Source organism: Cryobacterium sp. Y50 (assembly GCF_002929805.1).
GTDB lineage: Bacteria > Actinomycetota > Actinomycetes > Actinomycetales > Microbacteriaceae > Cryobacterium.
Genome location: NZ_PJJM01000097.1, coordinates 47,749 through 73,115 on the forward strand (window position 1 = coordinate 47,749; position 25,367 = coordinate 73,115).

At 63.6% G+C, this 25,367-nt stretch carries 23 protein-coding genes and 1 riboswitch; of the genes, 7 read left to right on the plus strand and 16 right to left on the minus strand.

The features are described 5' to 3' along the window. Positions 1-213 precede the first annotated feature (213 nt). The 7 genes from CXY73_RS13930 to CXY73_RS13960 form a co-directional block, all read right to left on the minus strand. Positions 214-1,566: an MFS transporter gene (locus CXY73_RS13930; RefSeq protein WP_104137961.1), complete on the minus strand. Its 1,353-nt coding sequence runs from the start codon at positions 1,564-1,566 to the stop codon at positions 214-216. 152 nt (positions 1,567-1,718) lie between these two features. Then, positions 1,719-2,075, minus strand: coding sequence for a hypothetical protein (locus tag CXY73_RS13935; RefSeq protein WP_104137958.1), 357 nt, complete (start codon positions 2,073-2,075; stop codon positions 1,719-1,721). A 28-nt stretch (positions 2,076-2,103) separates the two neighbouring features. Then, positions 2,104-2,580: a 6,7-dimethyl-8-ribityllumazine synthase gene (ribH, locus tag CXY73_RS13940; RefSeq protein WP_104178054.1), complete on the minus strand. Its 477-nt coding sequence runs from the start codon at positions 2,578-2,580 to the stop codon at positions 2,104-2,106. After that, positions 2,580-3,839 (minus strand): 3,4-dihydroxy-2-butanone-4-phosphate synthase, encoded by a 1,260-nt coding sequence (ribB, locus tag CXY73_RS13945; RefSeq protein ID WP_104137952.1) that lies wholly within the window; start codon positions 3,837-3,839, stop codon positions 2,580-2,582. The genes ribH and ribB overlap by 1 nt, the downstream gene beginning before the upstream one ends. Further along, entirely contained in the window at positions 3,836-4,501 is a 666-nt protein-coding gene (locus CXY73_RS13950; RefSeq protein WP_104178055.1) for a riboflavin synthase, read from the minus strand. The genes ribB and CXY73_RS13950 overlap by 4 nt, the downstream gene beginning before the upstream one ends. A gap of 7 nt (positions 4,502-4,508) precedes the next feature. Further along, positions 4,509-5,540 carry a bifunctional diaminohydroxyphosphoribosylaminopyrimidine deaminase/5-amino-6-(5-phosphoribosylamino)uracil reductase RibD gene (ribD, locus tag CXY73_RS13955; RefSeq protein ID WP_233198346.1) on the minus strand — a complete coding sequence of 344 codons (1,032 nt, stop codon included), beginning with the start codon at positions 5,538-5,540 and terminating at the stop codon, positions 4,509-4,511. Positions 5,541-5,629: 89 nt separating this feature from the next. Beyond that, positions 5,630-5,767: riboswitch (FMN riboswitch) on the minus strand. Between the two features lie 75 nt (positions 5,768-5,842). Continuing rightward, positions 5,843-6,817, minus strand: a complete 975-nt coding sequence (locus CXY73_RS13960) for a sugar-binding transcriptional regulator (protein WP_368665904.1) — start codon at positions 6,815-6,817, stop codon at positions 5,843-5,845. A 109-nt stretch (positions 6,818-6,926) separates the two neighbouring features. Between CXY73_RS13960 and CXY73_RS13965 the strand changes: the two genes are divergently transcribed. The 4 genes from CXY73_RS13965 (at position 6,927) to CXY73_RS13980 (ending at position 12,789) form a co-directional block, all read left to right on the plus strand. Beyond that, positions 6,927-8,669: a glycerol-3-phosphate dehydrogenase/oxidase gene (locus CXY73_RS13965; RefSeq protein ID WP_104178056.1), complete on the plus strand. Its 1,743-nt coding sequence runs from the start codon at positions 6,927-6,929 to the stop codon at positions 8,667-8,669. 185 nt (positions 8,670-8,854) lie between these two features. After that, positions 8,855-9,589, plus strand: a complete 735-nt coding sequence (locus CXY73_RS13970; protein ID WP_104138335.1) for an MIP/aquaporin family protein — start codon at positions 8,855-8,857, stop codon at positions 9,587-9,589. Positions 9,590-9,660: 71 nt separating this feature from the next. After that, positions 9,661-11,175: a glycerol kinase GlpK gene (glpK, locus tag CXY73_RS13975; protein ID WP_104137945.1), complete on the plus strand. Its 1,515-nt coding sequence runs from the start codon at positions 9,661-9,663 to the stop codon at positions 11,173-11,175. A 723-nt stretch (positions 11,176-11,898) separates the two neighbouring features. Beyond that, on the plus strand, positions 11,899-12,789 hold the full coding sequence (locus CXY73_RS13980) for an endonuclease domain-containing protein (RefSeq protein ID WP_104178057.1): 891 nt from the start codon (positions 11,899-11,901) through the stop codon (positions 12,787-12,789). A gap of 406 nt (positions 12,790-13,195) precedes the next feature. Here the strand turns inward: CXY73_RS13980 and CXY73_RS13985 are convergent, their stop codons facing one another. The 9 genes from CXY73_RS13985 to CXY73_RS14025 form a co-directional block, all read right to left on the minus strand. Then, entirely contained in the window at positions 13,196-13,999 is an 804-nt protein-coding gene (locus CXY73_RS13985; protein ID WP_233198347.1) for an HAD family hydrolase, read from the minus strand. Then, on the minus strand, positions 13,999-15,003 hold the full coding sequence (gene trpS / locus CXY73_RS13990) for a tryptophan--tRNA ligase (RefSeq protein WP_104135300.1): 1,005 nt from the start codon (positions 15,001-15,003) through the stop codon (positions 13,999-14,001). Before trpS ends, CXY73_RS13985 begins: the two co-directional genes overlap by 1 nt. Then, positions 15,000-15,854 (minus strand): exodeoxyribonuclease III, encoded by an 855-nt coding sequence (locus CXY73_RS13995; protein WP_104135299.1) that lies wholly within the window; start codon positions 15,852-15,854, stop codon positions 15,000-15,002. Before CXY73_RS13995 ends, trpS begins: the two co-directional genes overlap by 4 nt. A gap of 9 nt (positions 15,855-15,863) precedes the next feature. After that, the gene (locus CXY73_RS14000) at positions 15,864-16,928 is read right to left on the minus strand and encodes a YihY/virulence factor BrkB family protein (RefSeq protein WP_104135298.1); all 1,065 of its coding nucleotides are present in this window, start codon (positions 16,926-16,928) and stop codon (positions 15,864-15,866) included. 68 nt (positions 16,929-16,996) lie between these two features. Further along, complete coding sequence (locus CXY73_RS14005) at positions 16,997-17,758, minus strand: succinate dehydrogenase iron-sulfur subunit (protein ID WP_104135297.1); 762 nt, start codon at positions 17,756-17,758, stop codon at positions 16,997-16,999. Then, the gene (gene sdhA, locus CXY73_RS14010) at positions 17,758-19,578 is read right to left on the minus strand and encodes a succinate dehydrogenase flavoprotein subunit (protein WP_104135296.1); all 1,821 of its coding nucleotides are present in this window, start codon (positions 19,576-19,578) and stop codon (positions 17,758-17,760) included. The genes CXY73_RS14005 and sdhA overlap by 1 nt, the downstream gene beginning before the upstream one ends. Positions 19,579-19,595: 17 nt before the next feature. Then, complete coding sequence (locus CXY73_RS14015; protein ID WP_104178058.1) at positions 19,596-20,048, minus strand: succinate dehydrogenase hydrophobic membrane anchor subunit; 453 nt, start codon at positions 20,046-20,048, stop codon at positions 19,596-19,598. A 12-nt stretch (positions 20,049-20,060) separates the two neighbouring features. Next, positions 20,061-20,474: a succinate dehydrogenase, cytochrome b556 subunit gene (sdhC, locus tag CXY73_RS14020; protein ID WP_104178059.1), complete on the minus strand. Its 414-nt coding sequence runs from the start codon at positions 20,472-20,474 to the stop codon at positions 20,061-20,063. A 110-nt stretch (positions 20,475-20,584) separates the two neighbouring features. Then, the gene (locus tag CXY73_RS14025; protein ID WP_104135293.1) at positions 20,585-21,757 is read right to left on the minus strand and encodes a glycosyltransferase family 1 protein; all 1,173 of its coding nucleotides are present in this window, start codon (positions 21,755-21,757) and stop codon (positions 20,585-20,587) included. A gap of 83 nt (positions 21,758-21,840) precedes the next feature. Here CXY73_RS14025 and CXY73_RS14030 point away from each other — a divergent pair, with 83 nt between their 5' ends. The 3 genes from CXY73_RS14030 (at position 21,841) to CXY73_RS14040 (ending at position 25,314) form a co-directional block, all read left to right on the plus strand. Further along, on the plus strand, positions 21,841-22,962 hold the full coding sequence (locus tag CXY73_RS14030; protein WP_104135292.1) for a mannose-1-phosphate guanylyltransferase: 1,122 nt from the start codon (positions 21,841-21,843) through the stop codon (positions 22,960-22,962). Between the two features lie 41 nt (positions 22,963-23,003). Beyond that, the gene (locus tag CXY73_RS14035; protein WP_104178060.1) at positions 23,004-24,065 is read left to right on the plus strand and encodes a BMP family protein; all 1,062 of its coding nucleotides are present in this window, start codon (positions 23,004-23,006) and stop codon (positions 24,063-24,065) included. 142 nt (positions 24,066-24,207) lie between these two features. Continuing rightward, positions 24,208-25,314 (plus strand): BMP family protein, encoded by a 1,107-nt coding sequence (locus tag CXY73_RS14040; RefSeq protein WP_104178061.1) that lies wholly within the window; start codon positions 24,208-24,210, stop codon positions 25,312-25,314. Positions 25,315-25,367: the final 53 nt, after the last annotated feature.

Genomic DNA, 25,367 nt, shown 5'->3' on the forward strand with positions numbered 1-25,367 from the left:
CTCGTGCACGTGCTCTATCTGGCTGCTCTACCACGCCGTCATGATCGTGATCGGTCTGGTTTTTACCACTCGCCGTCTGCGCGCCCTATTTTTGAACTAGTGGTGCGCGACGGCCGGGTTTCGCAGGTCGTCTCGCGCGGTCTCGAAAAGCACGCATGCTTCTCGCCGGTGTCTCGAGACCTGGTGAGCCGATCTCGAAAGGCGTATTACGGGTCAGCGATGCAGGTCCAGATTTTTCGTTTCGCGGCTCAGGATCAATGCGATCAGGGTGATCACGGCCATGACCGAGAGGTAGATGCCGACCCAAAATGGGCTGCCGTCGCCGAGGGTCCACAGCCAGATGGCGATGAACGGAGCGACGGCCGCGCCGAGAATAGAGCTCATGTTGTAGGCGAACGCCGAGCCGGTGTAGCGCACGCTGGTCGGGAACAACTCCGGCAGCAGTGCGCCCATCGGGCCGAAGGTCATGCCCATAAGTGAGAAGCCGACGATGAGAAACAGCATCACTCCGGGAAAACCGGCGCCGAGCAGCGGTACGAACAGCAGCCCGAACACGATGATGAACAACGTCACGATGATGAGCGTCTTGCGACGACCGTGCTTGTCGGCCCAGGGGCCCGAGGCGAGGGTGAAGATTCCGAAGAACACCACGCCGAGAATCATCATGAGAATAAAGTTGTTGTAGGTGAAGCCGAGTCCCGGCACCGGGGCATCCGTTGCTGCCCGGCCGTAACCGAGTGTGAACGTGGTCATCAGGTAGAACAAGACATAGGTTGCGAGCATGATGAAGGTGCCGAGGATGAGTTCGCGCCAGTTTGACTTGAATACGGCAGCGAGCGGCAGCTTCTCGACGCGCTTGGTCGTGATGACCTTGGTGAAGGCCTCGCTCTCCACCAGGCGCAGACGTACCCAGAGTCCGACGATGACCATGACAGCCGAGAACAGGAACGGGATGCGCCAGGCCCACTCGAGGAACGCCTCGGACGGACGCGTCGGGTCGGTCGACGGCAGTGCGAGGGCCAGGCCGAGAAACAGGCTGTTTGCGATGATGAAGCCGAGCGGTGCGCCGACCTGCGGAAAGGTGCCGTACCAGGCGCGTTTGCCGACCGGCGCGTTCTCGGTCGCGACCAGCGCCGCACCACTCCACTCGCCGCCGAGGGCGAATCCCTGAGCGAGGCGCAGGATGACGAGCATGAACGGTGCCCACCAGCCGATCATGTCGTAGGTCGGCAGCAGGCCGATCAAGAACGTTGCGATTCCCATCGTGAGCAGCGCACCTATGAGTGTCGCCTTGCGCCCTTTGCGGTCACCGAAATGACCGAAGAACAGTGCGCCGATCGGACGAGCGACCATGGCAGCACCGAACACGGCGAAGGAAGCGAGCAGCGCGGTGGTCTCGTTGCCGGTCGGAAAGAATAAGTGCGGGAAGACCAAGACGGCCGCTGTCGCGTAGACGTAGAAGTCGTAGAACTCGATGGTCGTGCCGATGAGGCTCGCCATGATGACGCGGCCCTTCGGGTTGACGGGCTTGGTCGGCGTCGAAACCGACGCAGTGGATGTAGACATGAGGCTGGATCGCTCCGGAGGGATAGCTGAGCGCCGACGAAACCCGGATATCGGTTGGACATCCCGCGGCAGCGTTTACGCACGAATGAAGGTGTGGCCGCGTTTAGAGGTCACAAAACACCCTACCTCCGCAGAACCCAGCCCAGAAACTATTACTTCCAGAGCACCGCGATGATCACGTTCGCCAGGGTGAGACCGCCGATGGCCCAGAGCACGGTTGACGAGACGCTCGGCTTCTTGCGGTTCACGATCACGAGTACGGTGATCACGATGAGCACGAGGAGCTTGATGCCGATTTTGGTGTTGTCGATGTGGCCGAGGGTGCCCATCTGGATGACGCCGACAAGCAGCAGACCAGTGACCAGCTGAGTCAGCGCACCGTGGAACATGGCGGCGACGATTGTGCCCTTGCCGGCAATGATCGGCTTGATCTGCACCAGAAAGCCGCCGAGCAGTGAGGCGAGGCCGACGAAGTGCAGAATGAGCAGAATATTGCGCAGAAGGTCCATGCGTTCAGCCTAGGTGAACGCCAGCGCACTACCCGACGTGCCCGCGCAGCTCCCGCAACACCATTGCGGTAGCCAGGGCAGCGGAGGCCGCCTCCTCGCCCTTGTCCTCCTTGGACCCGGGCAGCCCGGCCCGGTCGAGGCCCTGCTGTTCGTCGTCCAGGGTCAGCACGCCGAAGCCCACGGGCTTGCCGGTGTCGAGCGCAACGCGAGTGAGACCATCGGTTGCCGCATTGGAGACGAACTCGAAGTGTGGAGTGCCGCCGCGGATGATCACGCCGAGGGCGACGGCCGCATCGGCCCCGTTTTCAAGCGCGACCTTGCAGGCGACGGGCAGTTCGAAGCTGCCCGGCACCCGCACGAGCGACCAGGAGGCTCCGCTCGCTTCGAGCACGCGGGTAGCGCCGGCGATGAGGCCGTCGGTGATCACGTCATGCCACAGACCGGCCACGATGACGACGCGCAAGGCTCTGCCGTCAACGCTGAGGGTGGGTCCAGTTCCGGCCATTAGGCGATTCCGTTCATGATTTCGATGTTCGTGATGTGGTGACCCATGCGGTCCCGCTTGGTGGCGAGGTATTCCTCGTTGTATTCGCCGATCCCCACCACGAGCGGCACGCGTTCGGTCACGGCGACGCCGTGCAGTTCGAGCTGACGCACCTTCTCGGGGTTGTTGGTGAGCAGCCGCACCGAACTCAACCCCAGTTCGTGCAGGATGCTGGTGGCCGCGCCGTACTCGCGGCTATCGACAGGCAGGCCCAGCGCCACGTTAGCGTCGAGAGTGTCGAGGCCATCTTCCTGCAACTCGTACGCGCGCAACTTGTTGATGAGGCCGATGCCGCGCCCCTCCTGGCCGCGCAGGTAGACGACCACGCCGCCTTCCTCCTGGATGATGTCGAGTGAAGCGTCGAGCTGCGGTCCGCACTCGCACTTGAGCGAGCCGAACGCTTCGCCGGTGAGGCACTCCGAGTGCACCCGCACGATGGCGCCATTGACCGGGTCGCCGACGACGAAGGCGACGTGGTCGGCGCCGGTGGAACGGTCTCGGTAGGCGCGCACCCGAAAGAGCCCATGCGAAGTGGGGACGGTGGTCTCCACCTCGAAGTCAACCCGCGGCGCCTCGATCAGAGGCGCGATCGTCGGTAGGGCTGCGTTGGGGTGGAACTCGTCGAGGTAGCTGATCAGGTCTTTGATCGTGATGACGTGCAGGCCCTCGCGCTCGCCGAGTTCGAGCAGGCCGGGCAGCCGCATCATCTCGCCGTCTTCGGCCACGATCTCAGCGATCGCCGCGACCGGTACGAGGCCGGCCAGTTTCATCAGGTCGACGCCGGCTTCGGTGTGGCCGCTACGCTCGCGCACGCCGCCGTCGCGGGCGCGCAGCGGCAGGATGTGGCCTGGGCGGTGCAGGCTGGCCGGTGCTGAAGCTGGATCGGCCAGAACCCGCAGGGTGTGAGCCCGATCGGCGGCGCTGATACCGGTCGACAGTCGATCGGCCGCGTCAACGCTCACGGTGTAATTAGTGCCGAGGGGATCTTCGTTGTTCAAGACCATCACTGGCAGGTCGAGCTGGTCGGCGATCTCGTTGGTCATCGGGGCACAGATGAACCCCGAGGAGTAGCGCACCGTCCAGGCGATCCACTCCTGGGTGGCGAGCTGGGCCGAGATAATGACGTCTCCCTCGTTTTCGCGGCCCTCGTCATCGGCGACGATGACCGGTCGGCCGAGCCGTAGGGCGTCGAGTGCGGAGGGAATATCGGCGAGGCTCATGATGCGCTCCTTGGGGTGGCGGCAAGCTGGCGTGCGGTTTCGGGCTGGGAATTGTGGGCGGCGAGGGCGAGCATCCGTTCAACGTGGCGGGCCAGAATGTCCGTCTCAATGTTGACTCGGTCGCCAGCCACCCGCTCACCAAGGGTGGTCGCCGCGAGGGTCTCGGGAATGAGCGACACCTCAAACCACTGATTCGCGTCGGTGGCAGCGCTGATGTTGCTCACGGTGAGGGAGACGCCGTCGATGGCGATCGAACCCTTGCCGACGACGAGCGGCGCGAGTTCGGCGTTGAGGCTGAACCGCAGCACTCGCCAGGCGTCGCCGGGGGTGACGGCGAGCACGGTGCTGGTGCCGTCAATGTGGCCCTGCACGATGTGGCCGCCGAGGCGTCCACCGACGAGGGCGGCGCGTTCGAGGTTGACCGAGGAGCCAGCGCAGGCGGTGGACAGTGTCGACATCGACAGGGTTTGCGCCATCACGTCGGCGGTGAAGGTTTCGGCGGTGCGCTCGACCACGGTGAGGCAGACGCCCTGCACGGCGATGGAGTCGCCGTGACCGGCGCCATCGATCACGAGCGGGCCGCGGATGGTGAGGCGGGCGGCATCCGCTGTCTGCTCGATGCGCTCGATTTGGCCGAGCTCCTCGATGATTCCGGTGAACATGGGTTCCTTAGTTGGTCTGAGGTCGGGCGACGATGAGAACATCGTCGCCGAGGCGGTCGAGGGAAAGAATAGAGAGGCGGCGCTGCTCACCGATCGCGGCCACACCGATGTCGGTGAGGGCGAGTCGAGGGCCGCCGATGAGCGTCGGCGCCAGATAGATGAGATATTCATCGACCAGTCCGGCGGCGACGCAAGCGCTCGCCACGGTCGGTCCACCTTCGATGAACACGCTGCGCAGACCCCGGCCGTGCAGGTCGGCAAGAACGACGGGTAGGTCGCGGCCGTCGAAAAACAGCGGTGACTGCGGGTGGTTGAACAGGGCAGTGGATGCCGGCAGCTCACGTCGGCCCAATACGACGGGCACCGGTTGCTGCTCGAGCAGTGCGCCATCGGCGTCGCGCGCGGTCAGGGCTGGATCGTCGGCGAGTACGGTGCCGGTGCCGACCAGGATCGCGGCGGAGGATCCGCGCCGCCGGTGTACGTCGACGCGGGCTGCGGCGCCGGTGATCCATCGGCTGGAGCCGTCGGCCGCAGCTGCACGACCGTCGAGGCTCGACGCCCACTTGAGCGTGACAAACGGGCGGCCGAGGCGCGCGGCAACGAGCCAGTCGCCTAGGAATTCTTCGCCCTCCGCCACGAGCAGGCCGGCCTGCACGGTGATTCCGGCAGCGCGCAGCCGGTCGGCTCCGCCGCAGGAACGTTCGCCTGAGTCCGTCACTGAGTAGGCGACGCGGGCGACGCCGGCCTCGATCAGGGCCTCGGCGCAAGGACCGGTGCGGCCGACATGGTTGCAGGGTTCCAGGGTGACCACGACGGTGCTGCCGCGTGCAGCGCCGGGGGCGAGCTGAGACAGCGCATCGACCTCGGCGTGCTTGCTGCCGGCGCCGCGATGCCAGCCTTCGGCGAGCGTGTCGCCCTCGGCGTTCACAATGACGCAGCCGACCCGCGGGTTGACGCCGGTGGTCGGGCCTTGGGCCGCAAGTTCGAGCGCGCGGCGCATGGCGCTGTGCAGGGTGTGCACTGCCGCGTTGTTGGTCATCCCGTCCTCATCCGTATCGGACGAGCTCCGGGGGTATGGGTGTGTGCAGACCTGAACAAACCCGCCGGTCGACCATAGGGGCCAACCGACTCGTGCGCCTCCCGTCCGGACTTTGACCGTCGGTGCTGGAGTTTCACCAGCTCAACCGTTTCGCCTCTCTCACAAGGGGCTAACGGGTCGCGGACTTTAACCGCCGGTTCGGAATTACGCCGACCCCGGAGCACGTGTACTACTTCTAGTTATAGTGCAACAGTCTGTGCGCGGTGCTATTCCCGCCGACATCCGCTGTCACGGTCAGTAGTTCAGAAGGCCTCGGCCAGAGCCCTGGCTGTGCTCTCGTCGACGAACAGGTCGGTGATCAGTCGGGCGGCGAGGGCCCCGCGCAGGCTCGCAAGCTTGGAGCGGCCGGCTACGACGCAGATGCGGCGCGGGGTGCGGCGCAGCACCGTGAAGTCCGGGCCGGTTGAACGCTCATTCAGGGCGATCCCGTCGGCCGAACCATCGGCGCGGTAAAACACCGTTGCCACGTCGCCGACCACACCGGCTGCGCTGAGCGCATCGAATTCGGCCTTCTCAAGGTAGCCGCCGGCGTAGACGCGGCTGGTCACACCCGAAAATGGTGAGCCAAGGCCGAACAGGGCGATGTCCATGGTGGCCTGCATGTCGATCAGGCGGCTGATGCTGCGCTCCCGCCAGAGCGCCCGCTTGGTGGCCGGGTCGTCGAAGAACGCCGGAACTGGAAACTGCTGAACGTGCGCGCCGAAGGCTGTTCCGAACCGGCCGAGAATCTCGCTCGCGTAGCCGAGACCGGTGGTGCGCATGTTTCCGGCGCCATTGAGCTGCACGATTTGAGAGTTGTGGGTCTGCTTGGGCGTCACGTGCCGGCTGATCGCGTTCATGGTGGAGCCCCAGGCGATGCCCATGGTCATGTTCGAATCGAAATACTGGCCGAGAATTCGTGCAACGGAGAGGGCCACGCGTTCCAGACGATCGACGTCGCTCGCGCTATCGGGAACCGGAACGACGTGCGCGGTGATCTGAAACCGAGCCTCGAGCTGCTGTTCGAGGCGACTGGGGGCATCCAGTGGAGATTTGATTTGGATGTCCACCAGACCGGTCTCCCTGGCATGACTGAGCAAGCGAGAGACGGAGGAGCGGGAGGTGTGCAGCTCACGGGCGATCGCCTCCATGGTGAGGTCCTGCATGTAATAGAGGTGCGCTGCGGTGAGGGCGTCGCGGCTGCGATCGGACTGCACCGGGTCGGTTTCGAAAGTCACGGCGGCTCCTTGCACGTATGTTCACAACGGGTGAGAAATTGTGTCGGCCTGTCAGACTGAATCTATTCATATGGCCTGCCCAATGCAAGCCCGAACAGAGGTGACAACAATGTCGTTCTTAAACGCACAGACTTCGTCAGCGATCGCCGATCGTCCCAACGCCCAAGTGCTCATCATCGGCGCCGGTATCAACGGCATCGCAACCTTTCGCGACCTGGCCCTGCAGGGCGTCGACGTGGTCATCGTCGAGAAGAACGACTTCGTTTCCGGCGCCTCCTCGGCGAGTTCGCACATGATCCACGGCGGGGTGCGCTACCTCGAAAACGGCGAGTTTCGCCTGGTGAAGGAGTCGGTGACGGAGCGCAACAGCCTGCTCAAGATCGCGCCGCACTGCGTCTTGCCGCTGCAGACGACCATCCCCATCTTCTCCACCTTCTCCGGGGTTATGGCGGCACCGCTGCGCTTCCTCACCCACAAGCAGGGTGCCAGGCACGTGGAGCGCGGCGCGCTGCTGATCAAACTGGGCATGATGATCTACGACGCTTTCTCCCGGGACGGGGGAACGGTGCCCCGCCACGAGTTCAAGGGCCGTGGCGCGGCGCTCACCGCACTGCCGCTGCTGAATCCAGGCCTCAAGTACACGGCCACCTACTACGACGCCGCGATGCACGACCCGGAGCGCCTCGCACTCGACGTGCTGCGCGACGGTCTCGATGCCGGGCCGCACGCCCGGGCCGCCAACTATGTTGAAGCAGCTGGCATGAGCGACAACGGCGTGCTCCTGCGCAACACCATCACCGGTGAAGAATTCACCTTTCAAGCGGATGTCGTCGTCAACACGAGCGGGCCGTGGACCGACCTGACCAACGACGCCCTCGGCCAGCCGAGTACCTTCATGGGTGGTACCAAGGGCTCCCACATCGTGCTCGACAACCCGCAACTGCTCGCAGCGACCGGCGGCCGCGAGATCTTCTTCGAGCACGAAGACGGCCGCATTGTGCTGATCTACCCGCTCATGGGTCGGGTTTTGGTCGGCACGACCGACCTCGAACACGATATGAGCAAGCCGATTCGCTGCACCGAACCCGAGATCGACTACTTCTTCGACCTGGTCGCGCACGTTTTCCCAACGGTGAAAGTCGATCGGTCGCACATCGTCTACCGCTTCGCCGGCGTGCGCCCCCTGCCGCGCCACGACGACGAAGCCCCCGGTTTTGTCTCCCGCGACTACCGCATCGAGTCGCGCCCGCTGCCCCGCGCGGGCGTCGCAGACGGCACCCTACTCAGTCTGGTCGGTGGCAAATGGACCACCTTCCGCGCCCTTGCCGAGCATCTGAGCACCGATATTTTGAAACTGCTCGGCCTGCCGCGGACCGTCTCGACCGAAGGCCTCGCCATCGGCGGCGGCCGTGATTTTCCGGCAACGGAGGCCGCCCACCTCGTCTGGGTCACCGCCAATGGCGACGAGGTAGGCCATGACCGCGCCGCCGCCCTGCTGGCCCGCTATGGCACCCGCGCGAGCGAGATTATCGACTTCCTGACCGACCCGACTGCGCCAGCGGATGCCCCGCTCGCGAACAACCCGGCTTACAGCCGGCGCGAGATCGAATTCCTGGCGTCGACCGAGAGCGTCGTGCGTCTGATCGACGTGCTGCTGCGCCGCACCAGCATGGCCTTCGTCGGCGCAGTGACCACCCCGCTAGTTGAGGAGATAGCGCTCGTCGTCGCCCCGGTCCTCGGGTGGGACGCTGGGCGTCTGGCCGAAGAGGTCAGACTGGCCCACAGCATCCTGAGCGAGGTGCACGGAGTGGCACTGGCCCCGATCAGCGCGGGCACCGCGCTCGCTGAGTAGGTGTGTCGGCCTGGGTGCTATTGCCGACAATCTGCACGAACGTGCACGAATAATCGACCGGCACGGACCCAGGTGCCGATACGTTTTTAGACAGGTACAACAGCACGATCGCCGGACTCGACAACAACGTCAGTCGGTAGCACCCCATCTGAAAGGTCAATGTGGACAATCTCGGTGTCGTCTTTATGTCGGAGGTCGTGGGAACAGCCATCCTCATCCTCCTCGGCTGTGGTGTAGTCGCCAACGTCGCGCTCGCCAAGAACAAGGGCTTCGGCGGTGGCTTTCTCATGGTCACAATCGGATGGGGCCTGGGCGTTTATGCCGGTGTGATCGCCGCCTACAACTCGGGCGCCCACCTGAACCCGGCCGTCACGCTCGGCCTCGTCGCGAGCGGCGCCGATACGTTCGGCTCTGGAGTTCCGGTCAACCCGGTGTCGATCCTGACCTACCTCGGCGCGCAAATGATCGGTGCGATTCTCGGTGCCGTTGTGGTCTGGCTCGCCTACAAGCAGCACTTCGACCAGGAGCCGGAAGCGGCCAACAAACTCGGTGTGTTCTCGACCGGGCCGGCCATCCGCTCCTACGGCTGGAACCTCGTCACCGAGATCATCGGCACCTTCATGCTGGTCTTCGTGGTCATCGGCTTCGGACGCAACGGTGACGGCGGCGGTCTCGCGGCCCTCGGCGCGCTGCCGGTGGCTCTGCTGGTGATCGCGATCGGCGCATCGCTCGGTGGGCCCACCGGCTACGCCATCAACCCCGCGCGTGACCTCGGCCCGCGTATCGCCCACTTCCTGCTGCCGATCAAGGGCAAGGGTTCGAGTGACTGGGCGTATTCCTGGGTACCGGTCGTTGGTCCGATCATCGGCGGCGTACTCGCCGGCGCCCTATCGGGAGTGCTGCTGCCCATCCTGGGCTAAACCTTTTCGACGTATCCTGCAGCATCCGTTTGTATACGTAATACCCGCCTGGAACAACAAAGGAGTTATACATGGTCAAGTATGTTCTCGCCATCGACCAGGGAACGACGAGCTCCCGAGCGATCATCTTCGACAAGTCCGGATCGATCATTTCGACCGGTCAGCTTGAGCACGAACAGATTCTGCCGCAGGCCGGCTGGGTCGAGCACGACCCGAAGGAAATCTGGGACAACACGCGTGAGGCCATCGGCCAGGCGCTGTCGAAGGCGAACATCACCCGCCACGACATCGAGGCCGTCGGCATTACCAATCAGCGTGAAACCGCTGTGGTGTGGGACAAGAACACCGGTGTGCCGGTTTACAACGCCATCGTCTGGCAGGACACCCGCACGCAGGCGATCGTCGACCGTCTCGCAGCGGTTGGCGGTGTCGAGCGTTTCAAGGACAAGGTCGGCCTGCCGCTGGCCACCTACTTCTCCGGCACCAAGATCGTCTGGATCCTCGAAAACGTCGAGGGCGCACGCGCGAAAGCGGATGCCGGTGACCTCCTGTTCGGCACCACCGATTCCTGGGTGCTGTGGAACCTGACCGGCGGCACCGAGGGCGGCGTGCACGCGACCGACGTCACCAACGCGAGCCGCACCATGTTCATGGACCTCGAAACCCTGCAGTGGGACGACGAGATTCTGAGCATTTTCGACGTGCCCAGGTCGATGCTGCCCGAGATCAAGTCGTCGTCCGAGGTCTACGGCATCGCGAGCGGGCACAGCCTGTTGCGCGAGGTGCCGATCGCCGGAATCCTTGGCGACCAGCAGGCGGCGACCTTCGGCCAGGCCGCGTTCGACCAGGGCGAGGCGAAGAACACCTACGGCACCGGAAACTTTCTGATCTTCAACACCGGAACCGAAATCGTCCACTCGAAGAACGGCCTGCTCACGACCGTGGGCTACAAGCTTGGTGACGAGCCGGTGCACTACGCGCTTGAGGGCTCGATCGCCGTGACCGGTTCGCTCGTGCAGTGGATGCGCGACCAGCTCGGCCTCATCAAGAACGCGTCCGAGATTGAAGACCTGGCAAAAACGGTCAAGGACAATGGCGGGGCCTACTTCGTGCCGGCGTTCTCCGGCCTGTTTGCGCCGTACTGGCGGTCGGATGCCCGCGGCGCCCTGGTCGGCCTCACCCGCTACGTGAACAAGGGCCACATCGCCCGTGCAGCGCTCGAAGCCATCGCGTACCAGACCCGCGAGGTGCTCGACGCGGTCAACGCCGACTCCGGAGTGCCTCTGACCGAGCTCAAGGTCGACGGAGGGGCCACGGCGAACGACCTGCTCATGCAGTTTCAGGCCGATATCATCGGTGTGCCCGTCGTGCGTCCGGTGGTTGCCGAGACTACGGCCCTCGGCGCAGCGTATGCGGCCGGCCTCGCGGTCGGATTCTGGAACGGCCTCGCCGACCTGCGTTCCAACTGGCAGGAAGACTCCCGCTGGGAGCCCGCCATGGACAAGAACGAGGCTGACCGCCTCCTGCGCAATTGGAAGAAGGCCGTAACGAAAACCCTCGACTGGGTTGACGAAGACGTACGTTAACTCCCACACAGCAGCATCCGAAGCCCGGCCCTGCCTCTGCGGGGCCGGGCTTTCGGCATGGTCCGTCTCTCTGCCCCCTCTTTTCACTCTCCCCGTGGCTAATTCAGGAAATCCGCCGGGGGAGGGCTTTGCGCCCGCGGACCAGTCCGGTGCACGCCTGAGTGGTCGGGTGCCTTTCCTGAATCAGCCACTTAGCGGTGCCAATGCCACTCCGGCCGCCTGCTCGACCCGCCACTCGGGCCGCGCGCCGCGACGGCTTCCGCAATGGACGAGTTCAGACCCTCCGCATGATGTGGCTAATTCAGGAAATCCTCTAGCGTGAGGGCCGACCGGGCCCGACAGTGTGCGAACAACATGCTTCGTGTCCGGGAATCTCCTGACTTAGCCACGAATCGCGCGCGGGACTCATACAGAGACCCCGTCCCAATGTCCGTCGCGTCGCCGCCGTCGCACTTGCTAACATCGCGTTTAAAGAGCGAGGTGGACTTCAGACGCCGGTCCTGACCATGACCATCACGGTCGGGGCTAAGTCAGGAAATTCTCGCTCTCAGGCCCGGACCGCTGCCGGGCACTCCTCGTAAAGTCAAGGTTTTCCTGAATTCGCCACGCTGTTCGAACGCAACAACTGGTTCTGGAGTTATCCACAGGTGCTGATTCGCCCGTCTGTCCACCGAAATGCCGGTTCACGGTTTCAACAAGCCGGTTGATCACCATGCTGGCCACATGACTTGGGAATTGCTCTTTCAGGAATCGAGCCGAACAGTTATCCAGACCAGCGAGCTGAGAGCAGCCGGGGCGACCTGGCGGTCCCTCAAAGGGGCCGTCGACAACGGATTCCTGGTGCGCGGTCGTCGTGGGCACTACGCACTGCCCTCCACCAACCAACGTATTCTCGAAGCAGTACGCGTCGGTGGCCGGCTCAGCTGCATATCCGCAGCAGCCGACGTGGGCATCTTTGCGGTTGACCCGAGCATCGCGCATATCCATCTTGATCCAAATGCCTCGAGATTGCGTGCACCCAAGGATCGTTTTCAGCGGCTCACCGTGGCCAACCGCAAGGGTATTGAGTTGCATTGGGATCGGCTATCGGCCCCCGAGGACGGCACCGAGTACAGCATCGGTCTAGTGGATGCCCTGATTCAGATCTTTCGATGCCAGCAGCCGCGATTTGCATTGGCCTCGCTCGACAACGCCTTGCACTTGCAGAGGTTGCCGCTGTCTAGCGTTGCGGAGATTTTCGCCGCTCTGCCCGAAGAAATACAGTATCTCCGGTCCTGGGTCGATACTCGGAGCGAATCGGGCCAAGAAACCGTGCTCCGTTTCATCGTGCGACTTGCAGGGTTTCGGTTCGAAATACAGGTGTCGATCAGTGGCGTGGGGCGCGTTGACATGGTGATAGAAGGATGTCTCGTGATCGAAGCCGACAGCCGTCAGTTTCATGATGGTTGGGAGGCTCACCTGCGTGATCGCACCCGCGACTGTGACCTGGCAGGTATGTCCTACATGAGTTACCGCGCCATCCACCGAGACATTCTGTACCACCCAGAGCGCGTCATGGCCGCGATAGTCGGGCTCCTGGCCGTGCGGAATCACTTTCGCACCTACGTCCTGTAATGAGCGCCGAACCGCACAGCAGACCCTGGTTGCATGGCAAATTCAAATAATTTGGCAGTCCAAGCACGGCCATCCGCGTGTTGGCAGTGGTGGCTGCATCCGCTCGCGCAAATCTCCTGAATTAGCCACGCGGCGACCCTGCGATCGAGGTACCTCGTGCATGCTGTGGCAGGTTTCGCTTGCGGCGGCTTGCTCCGCTGCGTTTGGCTGTTAGATGTCACTTCGCCGGGTGACTCGACATGGTGCGCGGTGGCCCGTTCAGGAAATCCGTCGCCGCTGTGATCCAAATTGCCCGCGTCCCGGAGCCTTCGGGCAACCAGCCGACAGATTTCCTGAATTAGCCACGAAAGGACGATTACTACCTAGAGCCGTGGCCACGAGGGCGCCCAATGTGGTGGTGCCGGGGCTATTCGTGGGCAAGGGTGGAAGGCAGCGCGATGAGGGTCTCGATACGCAGTACTCCGAGGCGGGCGGCCTCGACGGAGTCGGAGTCTGTAGTTACGGGTGCCACGGGAACTGCGGCTTCGCGCGGCGAGGAGGGGGCAGCGGATGCGGCGACGCGGTCCAGCCAGACCCCCGTCAGCCCCGCGGCGGCGGCGCCCACAGCGTCCGTGCGAAGCCGATCACCGACATATACCGCTTCCTTCACCGGCACGTCGAACAGCGCGCAGGCATGCTGGAAGATGCGTGCGTCGGGCTTGGCGAAGCCGAGAGCACCGGAGGTGACGACATGCTCAAACCGTTCGGTCAGCCCGACCCGCCGAATCTTTTCTTCCTGAAAACTTGGCTCACCGTTCGTGATGAGGCCAAAGCGCACCCCGGGCACAAGCTCCGCCAGCGCGTCTAAGCAGGGGAGCGCGTCATCGTGCAACCGCCAACTGGCCCGGTAACTGAGGAAGTAGTCGTCGAACCAGGCGTCAGCCTCGGCGTCAGTCAGGGAAATGTGGAACGATGCCGCGAAATCCTGGGCCCGGGCGCGTCGCTGTCCGGCAAAATCCAGAGCGCCCATCAGGTAGGAGTGATAGTGCTCCTCCTCGAGCGCGTCCCAGAGCACGGTCGCGGCGGCGCGGTCGCCGGTCGCAAATGCGCCTCCGATCCGGTCGAGGTGGAGCAGAATGCCCGCCGCGACCGCTCCCCGGTGCTCGAACAGGGTGTCGTCGAGGTCGAACAGCACCACTCGAGGCAGCGACAATGGGTCAGAATCACGCATCAGCTTTGAGGGAGGAAGCCGACGCGGTCGTAGACAGTGGCCAGGGTTTCGTTCGCGACGGCAGAGGCTCGCGCAGCGTTCGACGCGAGCACCCGGTCGAGTTCGGCCGGATCACCGAGCAATTCGGTGACGCGCTCGCGAATGGGGTCGAAGGTACCCAGGACGACCTCGACCAGACCCTTCTTCAGGTCGCCGTAGCCTCGCCCGGCGTACTCGTTTTCCAGCGACGCGATCGACTGCCCAGCGAGTACGGAGTAGATGGTGAGCAGATTGGCCACGCCGGGCTTGTTCTCGCGGTCGAAGACCACGCCGCCATCGGCATCCGTCACCGCTCGCATGATCTTCTTCCTGGTGACCCCAGGCTCATCGAGCAGCCAGATCACTCCGGCGTGCGACTCGGCCGACTTCGACATCTTCGACGTGGGGTTCTGCAGGTCGTAGATCTTCGCGGTCTCCTTCACGATCGCCACCTCTGGGATCGTGAAGGTGTCGCCGAACCGGGAGTTGAAGCGCAGCGCGAGGTCGCGGGTGAGCTCCACGTGCTGGCGCTGGTCCTCTCCGACCGGCACCACCGTGGTCTGGTACAGCAAAATATCCGCGGCCATCAGCGTCGGATAGGCGAACAGGCCCACCGTCGTCGCGTCGGCACCGTGCCGCGCAGACTTGTCCTTGAACTGCGTCATCCGGCTAGCCTCACCGAACCCGGTGATTGTGTTCAGCACCCAGGCCAACTGCGCGTGCGCGGCCACGTGCGACTGCACGTACAGCGTCGACGCCGAGGGGTCGATCCCGGCGGCAATGTACTGCGCCGCCGTGCCGCGGGTGTTCTCCCGCAGCTTTGCAGGCTCCTGCGCGACGGTGATCGCGTGCAGGTCGACAATGGAGAAGAACGCGTCGTGCGTCTGCTGCAGCGACTTCCAGTTGAGCAGAGCGCCGATGTAGTTGCCGATCTGCAGGGACTCGGCCGAGGGCTGCATGCCCGAATACAGGCGGGGTTTGGTCATGATTTGGCTCCAGAAAGGTCATAGTCGACAACGACGGGGGAGTGGTCGCTCCAGCGCTGGTCGTACGCGGCGGCCCGGTCGACCGCGTAGTTGACAACGGATGCCGCCAGCTCCGAGCTGGCCAGATGGTAGTCCAGTCGCCACCCGGTGTCGGTGTCAAACGCTTTTCCGCGTTGGGACCACCAGGTGTATGGTCCCTCAACCTCACCGGCCCATTTGCGCCCTACGTCTACCCAGCCCAGTCCGGCACCCGCGTTGTAGCGCGCGTCGTCTTCTGCGCCGAGGATCCGGTCGAAATACTCACGCTCCTCCGGCAGAAAACCGGCATGCTTCTTGTTGCCGCGCCAGTTCTTAATGTCGAGCGTGCGGTGGCCCACGTTGAGGTCGCCGAGCACGAGCGTGAGCGGGCTGTGCTCGGTCAGCTCGGGCAACCGGGCGAGCATGGCGTCGAGAAACTTGTACTTCTCGATCTGCTTCGGGGTGTCGGTCTCGCCGGAGTGCACATAGGTGCTCACGACGGTGATGATCTGGCCGTCGACCTCGTAGTCGGCTTCGAGCCAGCGGCCGGCGCTGTCGAATTCCTCAGCACCGAGGGCAACGCGGTGAATGGATGCCCCGGTGCGACTCGCCAGGGCAACCCCGGCCCGTCCTTTGGCGCTGGCGGCGTCGTGCAAAATATTCCACTCTGGCCCGAGCAATCCCTCAAGGTCTTCGGTGGAAGCGCGCACCTCTTGAATCGCGAGAATATCGACGTCTCGGGCATTGAGCCAGTCGCCCATTCCCTTGCGGTACGCGGCTCGCACCCCGTTCGTGTTGATGCTGGCAATGCGAAGGGGTTTGGCTGAAGACATGGACCAAGTCTAGTTAGCGGCATCCGCTCGGTCGTACTGCGTGACGACCGCTTCAGCCGTTCGGAGCCGTCGCCGGGCGCCCCGCCGGGCATACCAGGGCGAGGCATCGAGATCGGCTCTGGCGGCGGTGAGCTCGCCCTGCGCGGTTAGCCGTAGGGCATCGTGCATGCGCTGCGCCTGGTCTTCCGCCGCCTCATCGGCGCTGAGAGTATGTGGCGGAATACCGGCATCGTCCATCCCCACTGCAATCCACGACGCCGCGAGCAAGGTGACCGTGCTCACGAGGTTGAACCAGATCAGCAGCCCGATGATCACCACAAAGGTCGCCAGCAACGGGTTACGGCTGGCGCCACCGAGCAGCGCACCACCGAGAATTTTGAGCAGGCCGAGCGCCAACCCGCCGAGCAGCGCACCGGCGAACAGCCGCCGCACCGGAATGCGTACCCGCGACAGTACTCGGAACAAGCCGGCCAAGGTGAGGGTGTCGATGACGAGGACGACGACCAGGCCAATGGTGCGGGCCGAGGCTTCGTAGAAGAAAGAGTCCTGCGGTATGTGAAGAATGCCAAAGAGCAGGCCGAGCAGCGCGGTGCTCGCCAGCGAGACAATCGCCGACAACACGAGGGCAAGGCCGAAAATCAGCCCGAGGCCGAGCTCGCGCAGCTTGACCAGCAGAAAGAACATCGTCTGCTGAGGCATGTCAAAGACGGTGCGCACGGCCTGCGCCGTCGCCGAGAGCCAGCCGAGAGCGGTCAGCAGCAGCCCGATCAGGGCGATGAAGCCGGTCCAGGTGAGTATGCCAGCGGTCGCCAGCAGCTCGGGGTCGATAATGCCTTTGGTACCGATCAGCCCTGGAATCGACTGGTTGATGATCGCGTAGAGCGCATTCAACAGGCCCTGATTCGCGGTCAGAAAGAGCCCGGCAACCGAAAAGCCCACCCAGACGGCCGCGAAGATGGCGAAGATCGCCTGATACGACATTCCAGCCGCGAGGATGCTGCCACCCACATTGTTGAAGTGGGTCACCACCCGCACGGGCCGCCAGGCGAGGATGCGGGCTATGAGCTCATTCACACTGTTAGCTTAACCAAAGACACCCCCCGTCGAATCGACGGGGGGTGTCTTTCATACCAACAGGGCGGTTAGGCCTTGCCGCGCATGATGGCCTGCTTGACCTCGGCGATGGCCTGGGTCACCTGGATACCGCGAGGGCAGGCATCCGTGCAGTTGAAGGTCGTGCGGCAACGCCACACGCCCTCCTTGTCATTGAGGATGTCGAGGCGCACGGCCGCATTCTCATCGCGGGAGTCGAAGATGAAGCGGTGCGCGTTGACGATCGCGGCCGGACCGAAGTACTGACCGTCGGTCCAGAACACCGGGCAGCTCGACGTGCATGCCGCACAGAGAATACATTTCGTCGTGTCGTCGAAGCGGGCGCGCTGGGCGACGGTCTGAATGCGTTCCTTGCCCTTGGGCGGGGCGACGCTGTTCATGAGGAACGGCTGTACCTCCCGGAAGGAGGCAAAAAACGGCTCCATGTCCACGATGAGGTCCTTCTCCAGCGGCAGGCCCTTGATGGCCTCCACGTAGATCGGCTTGGTGACGTCGAGGTCTTTCATGAGCGTCTTGCAGGCGAGACGGTTGCGACCGTTGATGCGCATGGCATCCGAACCGCAAACGCCGTGCGCACAGGAGCGACGGAAAGTCAGCGAACCGTCCTGCTCCCACTTGATCTTGTGCAGCGCGTCAAGCACCCGGTCGGACGGGTAGAGCTGCACGTCGAAGTCCTGCCAGTGCGGCTCGTCGTCGACCTCCGGGTTGAACCGGCGCACGATGATCGTCGCCGTGAACGACTGAATTTCTTCGGGGACTATGGGCTTGTTGTCGATTGTGGCTGTACTCACTAATACTTCCTCTCCATCGGCTGGTAGCGGGTAATGACAACCGGTTTCCAGTCAAGTTTGATGTGGTCGCCAGCCTCGGCCGAGTGCGGGTCGCCCGTCAGGTAGGCCATCGTGTGCTTCAGGTAGTTGGCGTCGTCCCGGGTGGGGAAGTCGTCGCGCTGGTGGCCGCCGCGGCTTTCCTTGCGGTTACGGGCGGAATACACGACGACCTCGGCGAGGTCGAGCAGAAAGCCGAGTTCGACGGCTTCGAGCAGGTCGGTGTTGAACCGGCGGCCCTTGTCCTGCACTCCGATGTTCTTGTAGCGCTCACGCAGCTGGTGAATCGTCTGGGTGAGCTCCGACAGCGACTCGTCGGTGCGGAACACCTGAGCCTTCTTGTCCATCTCCTCCTGCAGAATCTTGCGCAGTACTGCAATGCGTTCGGTTCCGGTTGACGAGCGGATGCCCTCCAGCAGTTCCCGCACGCCCCGTGCCGGGTCCGCCGGCACAGCGCGGAAGGCAGCCGTCTTGACGTATTCGACCGCGTTGTTGCCGGCACGTTTGCCGAACACGTTGATGTCGAGCAGCGAGTTGGTGCCCAGACGGTTGGAGCCGTGCACGGATACGCAGGCGCACTCGCCGGCCGCATACAGGCCGGGAACCACAGTGGTGTTGTCGCGCAGTACTTCGGCGTTCACGTTGGTCGGGATTCCGCCCATCGCATAGTGCGCGGTCGGCATGACCGGAACGGGTTCGGTGACCGGGTCGACGCCGAGGTAGGTGCGGGCGAACTCCGTGATATCCGGCAACTTGGTCTCGAGCAGTTCTTTGCCGAGGTGGGTGCAGTCCAGGTACAGGTAGTCCTTGTTCGGGCCGGCGCCGCGACCCTCAGCAACCTCCTGAAGCATGCAGCGCGAGACGATGTCGCGCGGAGCCAGGTCCTTGATGGTCGGTGCGTAACGCTCCATGAAGCGTTCACCGCTCGCGTTGCGGAGGATTGCACCCTCACCGCGCGCTCCCTCGGTCAAGAGGATGCCCAACCCGGCCAGTCCGGTCGGGTGGAATTGGAAGAATTCCATGTCCTCGAGCGGCAGGCCCTTGCGCCAGACGATACCGACGCCATCACCGGTGAGGGTGTGGGCGTTCGAGGTGGTCTTGTAGATCTTTCCGAAACCGCCGGTGGCGAAGATGAATGCCTTGCCTTGGAACACGTGCAGTTCGCCGCTCGACAGGTCGAGTGCCACCACCGCGGTCGGCTGATTGACACCGTCGATCTCAGTCATGACCAGGTCGAGCACGTAGTACTCGTTGAAGAAGTTGATACCGACCTTGACGCAGTTCTGGAACAGCGTCTGCAGAATCATGTGGCCGGTGCGGTCGGCGGCGTAGCAGGCGCGGCGAACGGGGCTCTTGCCGTGGTCGCGGGTGTGACCACCGAATCGACGCTGGTCGATCTTACCCTCTGGGGTGCGGTTGAACGGCAGGCCCATGTTCTCGAGGTCCATGACCGCGTCGATGGCTTCCTTGGCCAGGATCTCGGCGGCGTCCTGGTCAACCAAGTAGTCGCCACCCTTGATCGTGTCGAAGGTGTGCCATTCCCAGTTGTCTTCCTCGACGTTGGCCAGGGCCGCGGCCATGCCGCCCTGAGCCGCACCGGTGTGCGAACGCGTCGGGTAGAGCTTGGAAATGACCGCCGTGCTGGCGTGGGGGCCAGCTTCGAGGGCTGCACGCATGCCTGCTCCGCCTGCTCCCACAATGACGATGTCGTGCTGGTGGTAGTGCACACCGTCTACGACGGTGGACTCCGGGTTTGCGCCGGTAGGTGCTGTGGAGGATGTCATTTTTTTGTGTGCAGCTCCTATAGGGACTTACAGAATGAGGCCACGAGGTCGGCGGGCGCACCGGCGGGGCAGGGATCGAAGGTGAACACCACGAGGGTGCCCAGCACGATCAGCGCGACAACACTGACCAGGATCGCGATTTTCAGGATGCCGCGGCTCATCCGCGAGGTCGCGTAGTCATTGACCAGGGTGCGCATGCCGTTGCCGCCGTGAATCAGGGCGAGCCAGAGCATGATGATGTCCCAGGTCATCCAGAAAGGGTTGGTCAGCTTGCCGGCGACGAACGCGAAGTTCAGGGCGCTGACGCCCTCGCCAATCATGAGATTGACGAACAGGTGGCCGAAGATGAGCACGACCAGCACGACACCGGAGACGCGCATGTAGATCCAGCCCCATTTTTCCCAGTTGACGCCGCTCTTTTTCGTGGAGCGGGTATGTGGGCTGCGGGGAGCTTGGATTGTTGAAGTCATGTCTGTCGCCCCCTAGTGGCTGAACACGTTGATGAGGTGGCGCGGCACGAAGCCCAGCATGGTGACGACCCACAGGCCGATGACGACGTAGAACAGTACGCGCTGGTACTTGGCGTTCCAGAAGTCGATCAGAATGATGCGCACTCCGTTGAAGGCGTGGAACACGATGGCGCCGACGAGTGCGACTTCACCGAGGCCCATGATCGGCGTCTGGTACTGCCCGATGACCGCGTTATACGCTTCGGGGCTGACCCGCACGAGTGCCGTGTCGAGAATATGGACGAGCAGAAAGAAGAAGATCGCGACACCGGTGATGCGGTGCAAGACCCAAGACCACATGCCCGTGTTACCCCGATATAGGGTGCCGGCGGGGCGACGTGATGTCGTCTTCTGCTGAGAATCTAGGGTTCCTGCCTCCTGTGGCATGAACAACCCTCCCTGGCTGAATTGTGGCTCTTTAGTGAGACCGAGAATGTGCTGTGAGCACATGTCGTTAGTCTACAAGTGCGCCGCCTCATCGTGCCGGTTAGGTTAACCTAACGCTGCATGGATCGGGGTACGTGCGTGTCGGCCCGCACCGCACGACGCTCGTCAATGGCCTGTTCGTAGTAGTCGACCAGGTCCGCGCAAACCAGTGGCCACGAGCGTCCGAGCACGGCGCGGCGCCCGGCTTCCCCCATGCGCGCCCGCAGAGCCGGGTTGCCGACCAGCTGAGATACCCAGTGCCGCAGATCCCGCTCGTCGTCAGGCCGAAACAGGTAGCCGTTCTCTCCGTGGGTGACCAGGTCGATCGGCCCACCGGCGTGGGGCGCGACTACCGGCAGCCCGGCGGCGTGGGCCTCCTGGATGGTTTGCCCGAAGGTCTCTTCGGTGCCGGCGTGCACGAACAGGTCGAAGCTCGCGTAAGCAACGGCTAGCTCTGCGCCCGAGAGCCGGCCCAGCCAGGTCACGGACATGCCGGCCAGCGCTCGACCGATAGACGATACGCTCGGCCCGTCACCGACAAGCGCTAAACGGATGCCCGGCAGCCCGCGCAGGGCGCGCAACCGCTCGACCTGTTTCTCCGGAGCCATCCGACCGACGTAGCCGACGATCACATCGCGCGGCGCGCCGTTGGGGAGCGATGGCGAAATGCGTTCGCGCAGCGCCGCGACAGCCGGGTCGTTCTTGACGTTCGGGTGGAACCCGTTGAGGTCAACGCCACGCGTCCACATCGCCAAGCGTGGCACGCCGAGCCGCAGCAGAGCGGCCATCGACGACGACGACGGCACCAGGGTTCGAGTGGCCCCCTCGTGCACCCACTTCACGAAGCGCCAGGCGAGTGCGGTGGCCGGGCCGAGGTGATTGCGGTGGGCGTAACCGGCGACATCCGTTTGAAAAATCGCGACCGAGGGAATGTCGAGCCGATTCGCGGCGCTGATGCCCTGTGCTCCCAGCAGAAACGGGGAGGCCGCGTGCAGCACGTCCGGCCGAAAATCGGCGAGCAGTTTCTGCACCTGGGGACTTGGAATACCGACCGGAAACTGGCGGTAATTGAGCGCGGAAACGGTGTGCACGGGAAAGCCCGCGTATTCTGCCGGGGCGCCGTAAGGGGCGATCACCATGGCCTCGTGACCGGTGGCCGCGAGGTGCTCCAGCACTTTGCACACGCTCGTGGTCACCCCGCTGATGGTGGGGAGAAAACTTTCGCTGATGACTGCGATCCGCATGGTTCGAAAGTAGGCCGCGGGTGTTGCCGTCGGGTAGCCGGCGGGTGAACAGTCGTATCGACCTTGCCCGATAGTCTGGGGCGATGATTACGTCCAGTGAGCCCCTCAACCGCTTGTATAGCGTGATTCCCGCCGGCGGCATCGGTTCCCGGCTCTGGCCGCTATCGCGAGCGGATGCCCCCAAATTTCTGCACGACCTCACCGGCTCCGGTCACACCCTGCTGCGCGATACCTGGGATCGCCTCGTTCCGCTCTCCACCGAGCAGCGCATCATGGTCGTCACCGGGCGCGCCCACCGCGCCGCCGTCGAACAGCAGCTGCCCGAACTGGTCGACCCCAACGTTGTGCTGGAGAGCGAACCGCGCGACTCGACCGCGGCGATCGGCCTCGCCGCCGCGATTTTGCAGCTGCGCGAACCCGACGTGATCATCGGATCTTTTCCAGCCGACCAGGTCATCAAGGGCGATGCCCTGTTTCGCTCAGCGGTGACGGAGGCTGTTGCCGCAGCGGATGCCGGCTACATCGTCACCATCGGCATCCAGCCGACCGAGCCCGCGATCGGTTTCGGCTACATCAAGAGCGCGGCCTCGCTACCGATCGAGGGCGCGCCGACGGCCCTCGCGGTCGACTCGTTCGTGGAAAAGCCCAGCCCCGAAGTGGCCGAACGATACATCGCCAACGGCAACTACCTGTGGAATGCCGGCATCTTCATCGCCCGCGCGGACCGGCTGCTGGCCGAGATCGAGGCGACCGAACCCGAGTTGCATGCCGGGTTGATGAAGCTGGCCGCTGCCTGGGATACCCCGGCCCGCGGCGCCGTCGTCGACCAGGTCTGGCCGCGCCTGAAGAAGATCGCCATCGACTACTCGGTGGCTGAACCGGCCGCAGCGGCCGGCAAGCTCGTGGTCATTCCCGGCCAGTTCGACTGGGATGACGTCGGCGACTTCGCGTCGATCGCGAAGCTGCACTCCGGTGGCCGCAAATCCAACCTCGCTATTCTGGGCGAGGGCGCCCGGGTGCTCGCTGACTCGGCGAGCGGCATCGTGGTCAGCCACACCGGTCGCATGATCGCGCTCATCGGCGTCGAAGACATTGTCGTGATCGATACCCCCGACGCACTGCTAGTCACCACGAGTGCGAATGCTCAGAAGGTCAAGGCGGTCGTCGACGCGCTCAAGCTGTCCGGTTCCACCGACGTGCTGTAGCCGTTCTGGGTACAATTTCAATTCATGCTGAAGGAGTGTCCATGCGCCGCTTGATTATTGTTTCCGCCCTCGCGGCCGCCGCTTTGGTGTTGGTCGGCTGCGCGCCGGCGCCGACACCCGCAGTGACAACGGATGCGACGGTGCCGGACTACTGCGCCCGCATGGTCACCAACTCCGGCGGCCTTGAAGACCGCTCCTTCAACCAGTCCAGCTGGGAAGGCTTACAGGAAGCCGCAACGAAGTACAGCATCGACGCCGACGCACTCGTGTCGACGTCGGAGACCGACCTTGCGCCCAATGTGAGCCAGGCCGTCGCCACCGGCTGCCAGTTCATTTTGACCGTCGGATATGAACTCGCCGACGCCACCCTCGCCGAAGCGACCGCGAACCCGGACGTACACTTCGCAATCGTCGATGAATTTGTCGATGCGCCGAACGTGAAACCGATCGTCTTCGACACGGCCCAGGCCTCGTTTTTGGCCGGTTATCTCGCTGCTGGTGTGAGCAAGACCGGCATCGTTGCGACCTTTGGCGGCGGCAATCAGCCGCCGGTCACCCTGTTCTTGGACGGCTTCGTCGACGGCGTTGCCATGTACAACGACAAGCACCAAGCCGCAGTGCGGGTGCTCGGCTGGGACAAGACCGCCCAGGACGGCAGCTTCACTGGCGATTTCGAAGACGTCAATAAGGGCAAGGCTCTCGCCCAGTCGTTCATTGACCAGGGCGCAGATATTATCATGCCGGTGGCTGGTCAGGTCGGCCAGGGAGCCGCGGCCGCAGCGATCGAGACTCCGGGCGTGACCATTATCTGGGTCGACAATGACGGATTCGTCACCTTGCCAGCCCAACTGCAGTCGGTCGTGCTCACGAGCGTGTTGAAGAACACATCGGCAGCAGTCATCGAGACCATTGGCGCAGACCTCGATGGAAGCTTTGACAATGAGGCTTTCGTGGGCACATTGAAGAACGGCGGCGTCGAAATCGCCGGCTTCCACGACCAGGCGGGCCTGGTGCCTGTCGAACTGAGCGATGAGCTCGACCAGATTCGAGCGGCGATCGTAGCGGGAATCATCGCGGTCACCGGTCCGAGCACACCCCAGTAAGGGGAAATTGCTGTACAAAATGTAGCAGCTTGGTAACGACTCACTCGCGCTCCAATAATGCTCATCTGCGCAGCGTCATATTCGGTAACGTGAATTCCACCATGCCCGAGCGATCTCGCTGGGCAGCACCCTGGAGGTCCTCTTGACAATTTCGATCCGTAAGACCGGACTTGGCGGTCTTGCCATGTTCGGCACCGTGGCGATGCTCGCCGCCTGTGCCCAGGCGCCCGCCGTGACCGAAGATACCAGCTCGGCCGCGGCCAGCGACTTTGTGCCCTGCATGGTCTCTGACGCCGGTGGATTCGACGACAAGTCCTTCAATCAGCTCGGTTTCGAGGGCCTCAACGAGGCAGCGGATACCCTCGGCGTTACGCCAATCACGGTGGAATCGGCCACAGAGACCGACTATCAGTCCAACGTGCAGAACCTCGTCGACCAGGGCTGCTCCCTCATTGTCACCGTTGGCTTCAACCTCGCCGCCGCCACAGTAGAGTCGGCGCTGGCCAATCCCGAGGTCAACTATGCGATCATCGACGACACCGCCGACCTCGATTTCAACGGTGAGGTAGACGCACCGAACATCAAGCCGATCGTCTTCGACACCGCCCCGGCCGCCTTCATGGCTGGCTACGCGGCCGCCGGTTACAGCAAGACCGGCGTCGTGGGTACCTACGGGGGCATGCAGTTTCCGACGGTCACCATTTTCATGGATGGCTTCGTTGACGGCGTCGCGTACTACAACGAGCAGAATGGCACGTCCGTCAAAGCGCTGGGCTGGGACGTCGCCGCGCAGACCGGGTTGTTCACCGGCGGCTTCGCCGCCGGCGTCGACTCGCTCAACAACGCTCAGGGCCTGATCGACCAGAACGCCGACGTGCTGCTGCCCGTCGGTGGACCGATCTTCTTGAGCGCCATTGAAGCGATCAAGAGCTCGAGCAAGGACATCGTCATGGTGGGCGTTGACGCTGACCTCTACGACACCGACCCGACCAACGGGAGCATGTTCCTCACCAGCATCTTGAAGGGCATCAAGATCAGCGTGTCCGACGTTGTGTCCGGTGCCGGTGGAGACAGCTTCGACGCCACCCCATACGTTGGCACTCTCGACAATAATGGCGTGGGCATCGCGTCATTCCACGACTTCGAATCCACGGTCCCCGCGACCCTGGCTGACGAGCTCGACGCCATCAAGGCGGGCATCATCGGCGGTTCAATCGCGGTCGAATCGCCTTCTTCGCCCAAGAAATAATAGGCTAAAAACAACGGGGAGGCCGGATTGTCGGCCTCCCCGTTGTACGTCCC

Bases quoted from the DNA above. Each gene is read 5' to 3' on its own strand.
- CXY73_RS14035 (WP_104178060.1), top strand. From the start codon at position 23,004: ATGCGCCGCTTGATTATTGTTTCCGCCCTCGCGGCCGCCGCTTTGGTG.
- CXY73_RS13995 (WP_104135299.1), bottom strand. From the start codon at position 15,854: ATGTCTTCAGCCAAACCCCTTCGCATTGCCAGCATCAACACGAACGGG.
- ribD (WP_233198346.1), bottom strand. From the start codon at position 5,540: ATGACCAACAACGCGGCAGTGCACACCCTGCACAGCGCCATGCGCCGC.
- CXY73_RS13970 (WP_104138335.1), top strand. From the start codon at position 8,855: ATGTCGGAGGTCGTGGGAACAGCCATCCTCATCCTCCTCGGCTGTGGT.
- sdhA (WP_104135296.1), bottom strand. From the start codon at position 19,578: ATGACATCCTCCACAGCACCTACCGGCGCAAACCCGGAGTCCACCGTC.
- CXY73_RS14030 (WP_104135292.1), top strand. From the start codon at position 21,841: ATGATTACGTCCAGTGAGCCCCTCAACCGCTTGTATAGCGTGATTCCC.
- CXY73_RS14015 (WP_104178058.1), bottom strand. From the start codon at position 20,048: ATGACTTCAACAATCCAAGCTCCCCGCAGCCCACATACCCGCTCCACG.
- sdhC (WP_104178059.1), bottom strand. From the start codon at position 20,474: ATGCCACAGGAGGCAGGAACCCTAGATTCTCAGCAGAAGACGACATCA.
- ribB (WP_104137952.1), bottom strand. From the start codon at position 3,839: ATGAGCCTCGCCGATATTCCCTCCGCACTCGACGCCCTACGGCTCGGC.
- trpS (WP_104135300.1), bottom strand. From the start codon at position 15,003: ATGACCAAACCCCGCCTGTATTCGGGCATGCAGCCCTCGGCCGAGTCC.
- CXY73_RS13930 (WP_104137961.1), bottom strand. From the start codon at position 1,566: ATGTCTACATCCACTGCGTCGGTTTCGACGCCGACCAAGCCCGTCAAC.
- CXY73_RS13965 (WP_104178056.1), top strand. From the start codon at position 6,927: ATGTCGTTCTTAAACGCACAGACTTCGTCAGCGATCGCCGATCGTCCC.
- CXY73_RS14025 (WP_104135293.1), bottom strand. From the start codon at position 21,757: ATGCGGATCGCAGTCATCAGCGAAAGTTTTCTCCCCACCATCAGCGGG.
- CXY73_RS13985 (WP_233198347.1), bottom strand. From the start codon at position 13,999: ATGCGTGATTCTGACCCATTGTCGCTGCCTCGAGTGGTGCTGTTCGAC.
- glpK (WP_104137945.1), top strand. From the start codon at position 9,661: ATGGTCAAGTATGTTCTCGCCATCGACCAGGGAACGACGAGCTCCCGA.
- CXY73_RS13980 (WP_104178057.1), top strand. From the start codon at position 11,899: ATGACTTGGGAATTGCTCTTTCAGGAATCGAGCCGAACAGTTATCCAG.
- ribH (WP_104178054.1), bottom strand. From the start codon at position 2,580: ATGGCCGGAACTGGACCCACCCTCAGCGTTGACGGCAGAGCCTTGCGC.
- CXY73_RS13950 (WP_104178055.1), bottom strand. From the start codon at position 4,501: ATGTTCACCGGAATCATCGAGGAGCTCGGCCAAATCGAGCGCATCGAG.
- CXY73_RS13935 (WP_104137958.1), bottom strand. From the start codon at position 2,075: ATGGACCTTCTGCGCAATATTCTGCTCATTCTGCACTTCGTCGGCCTC.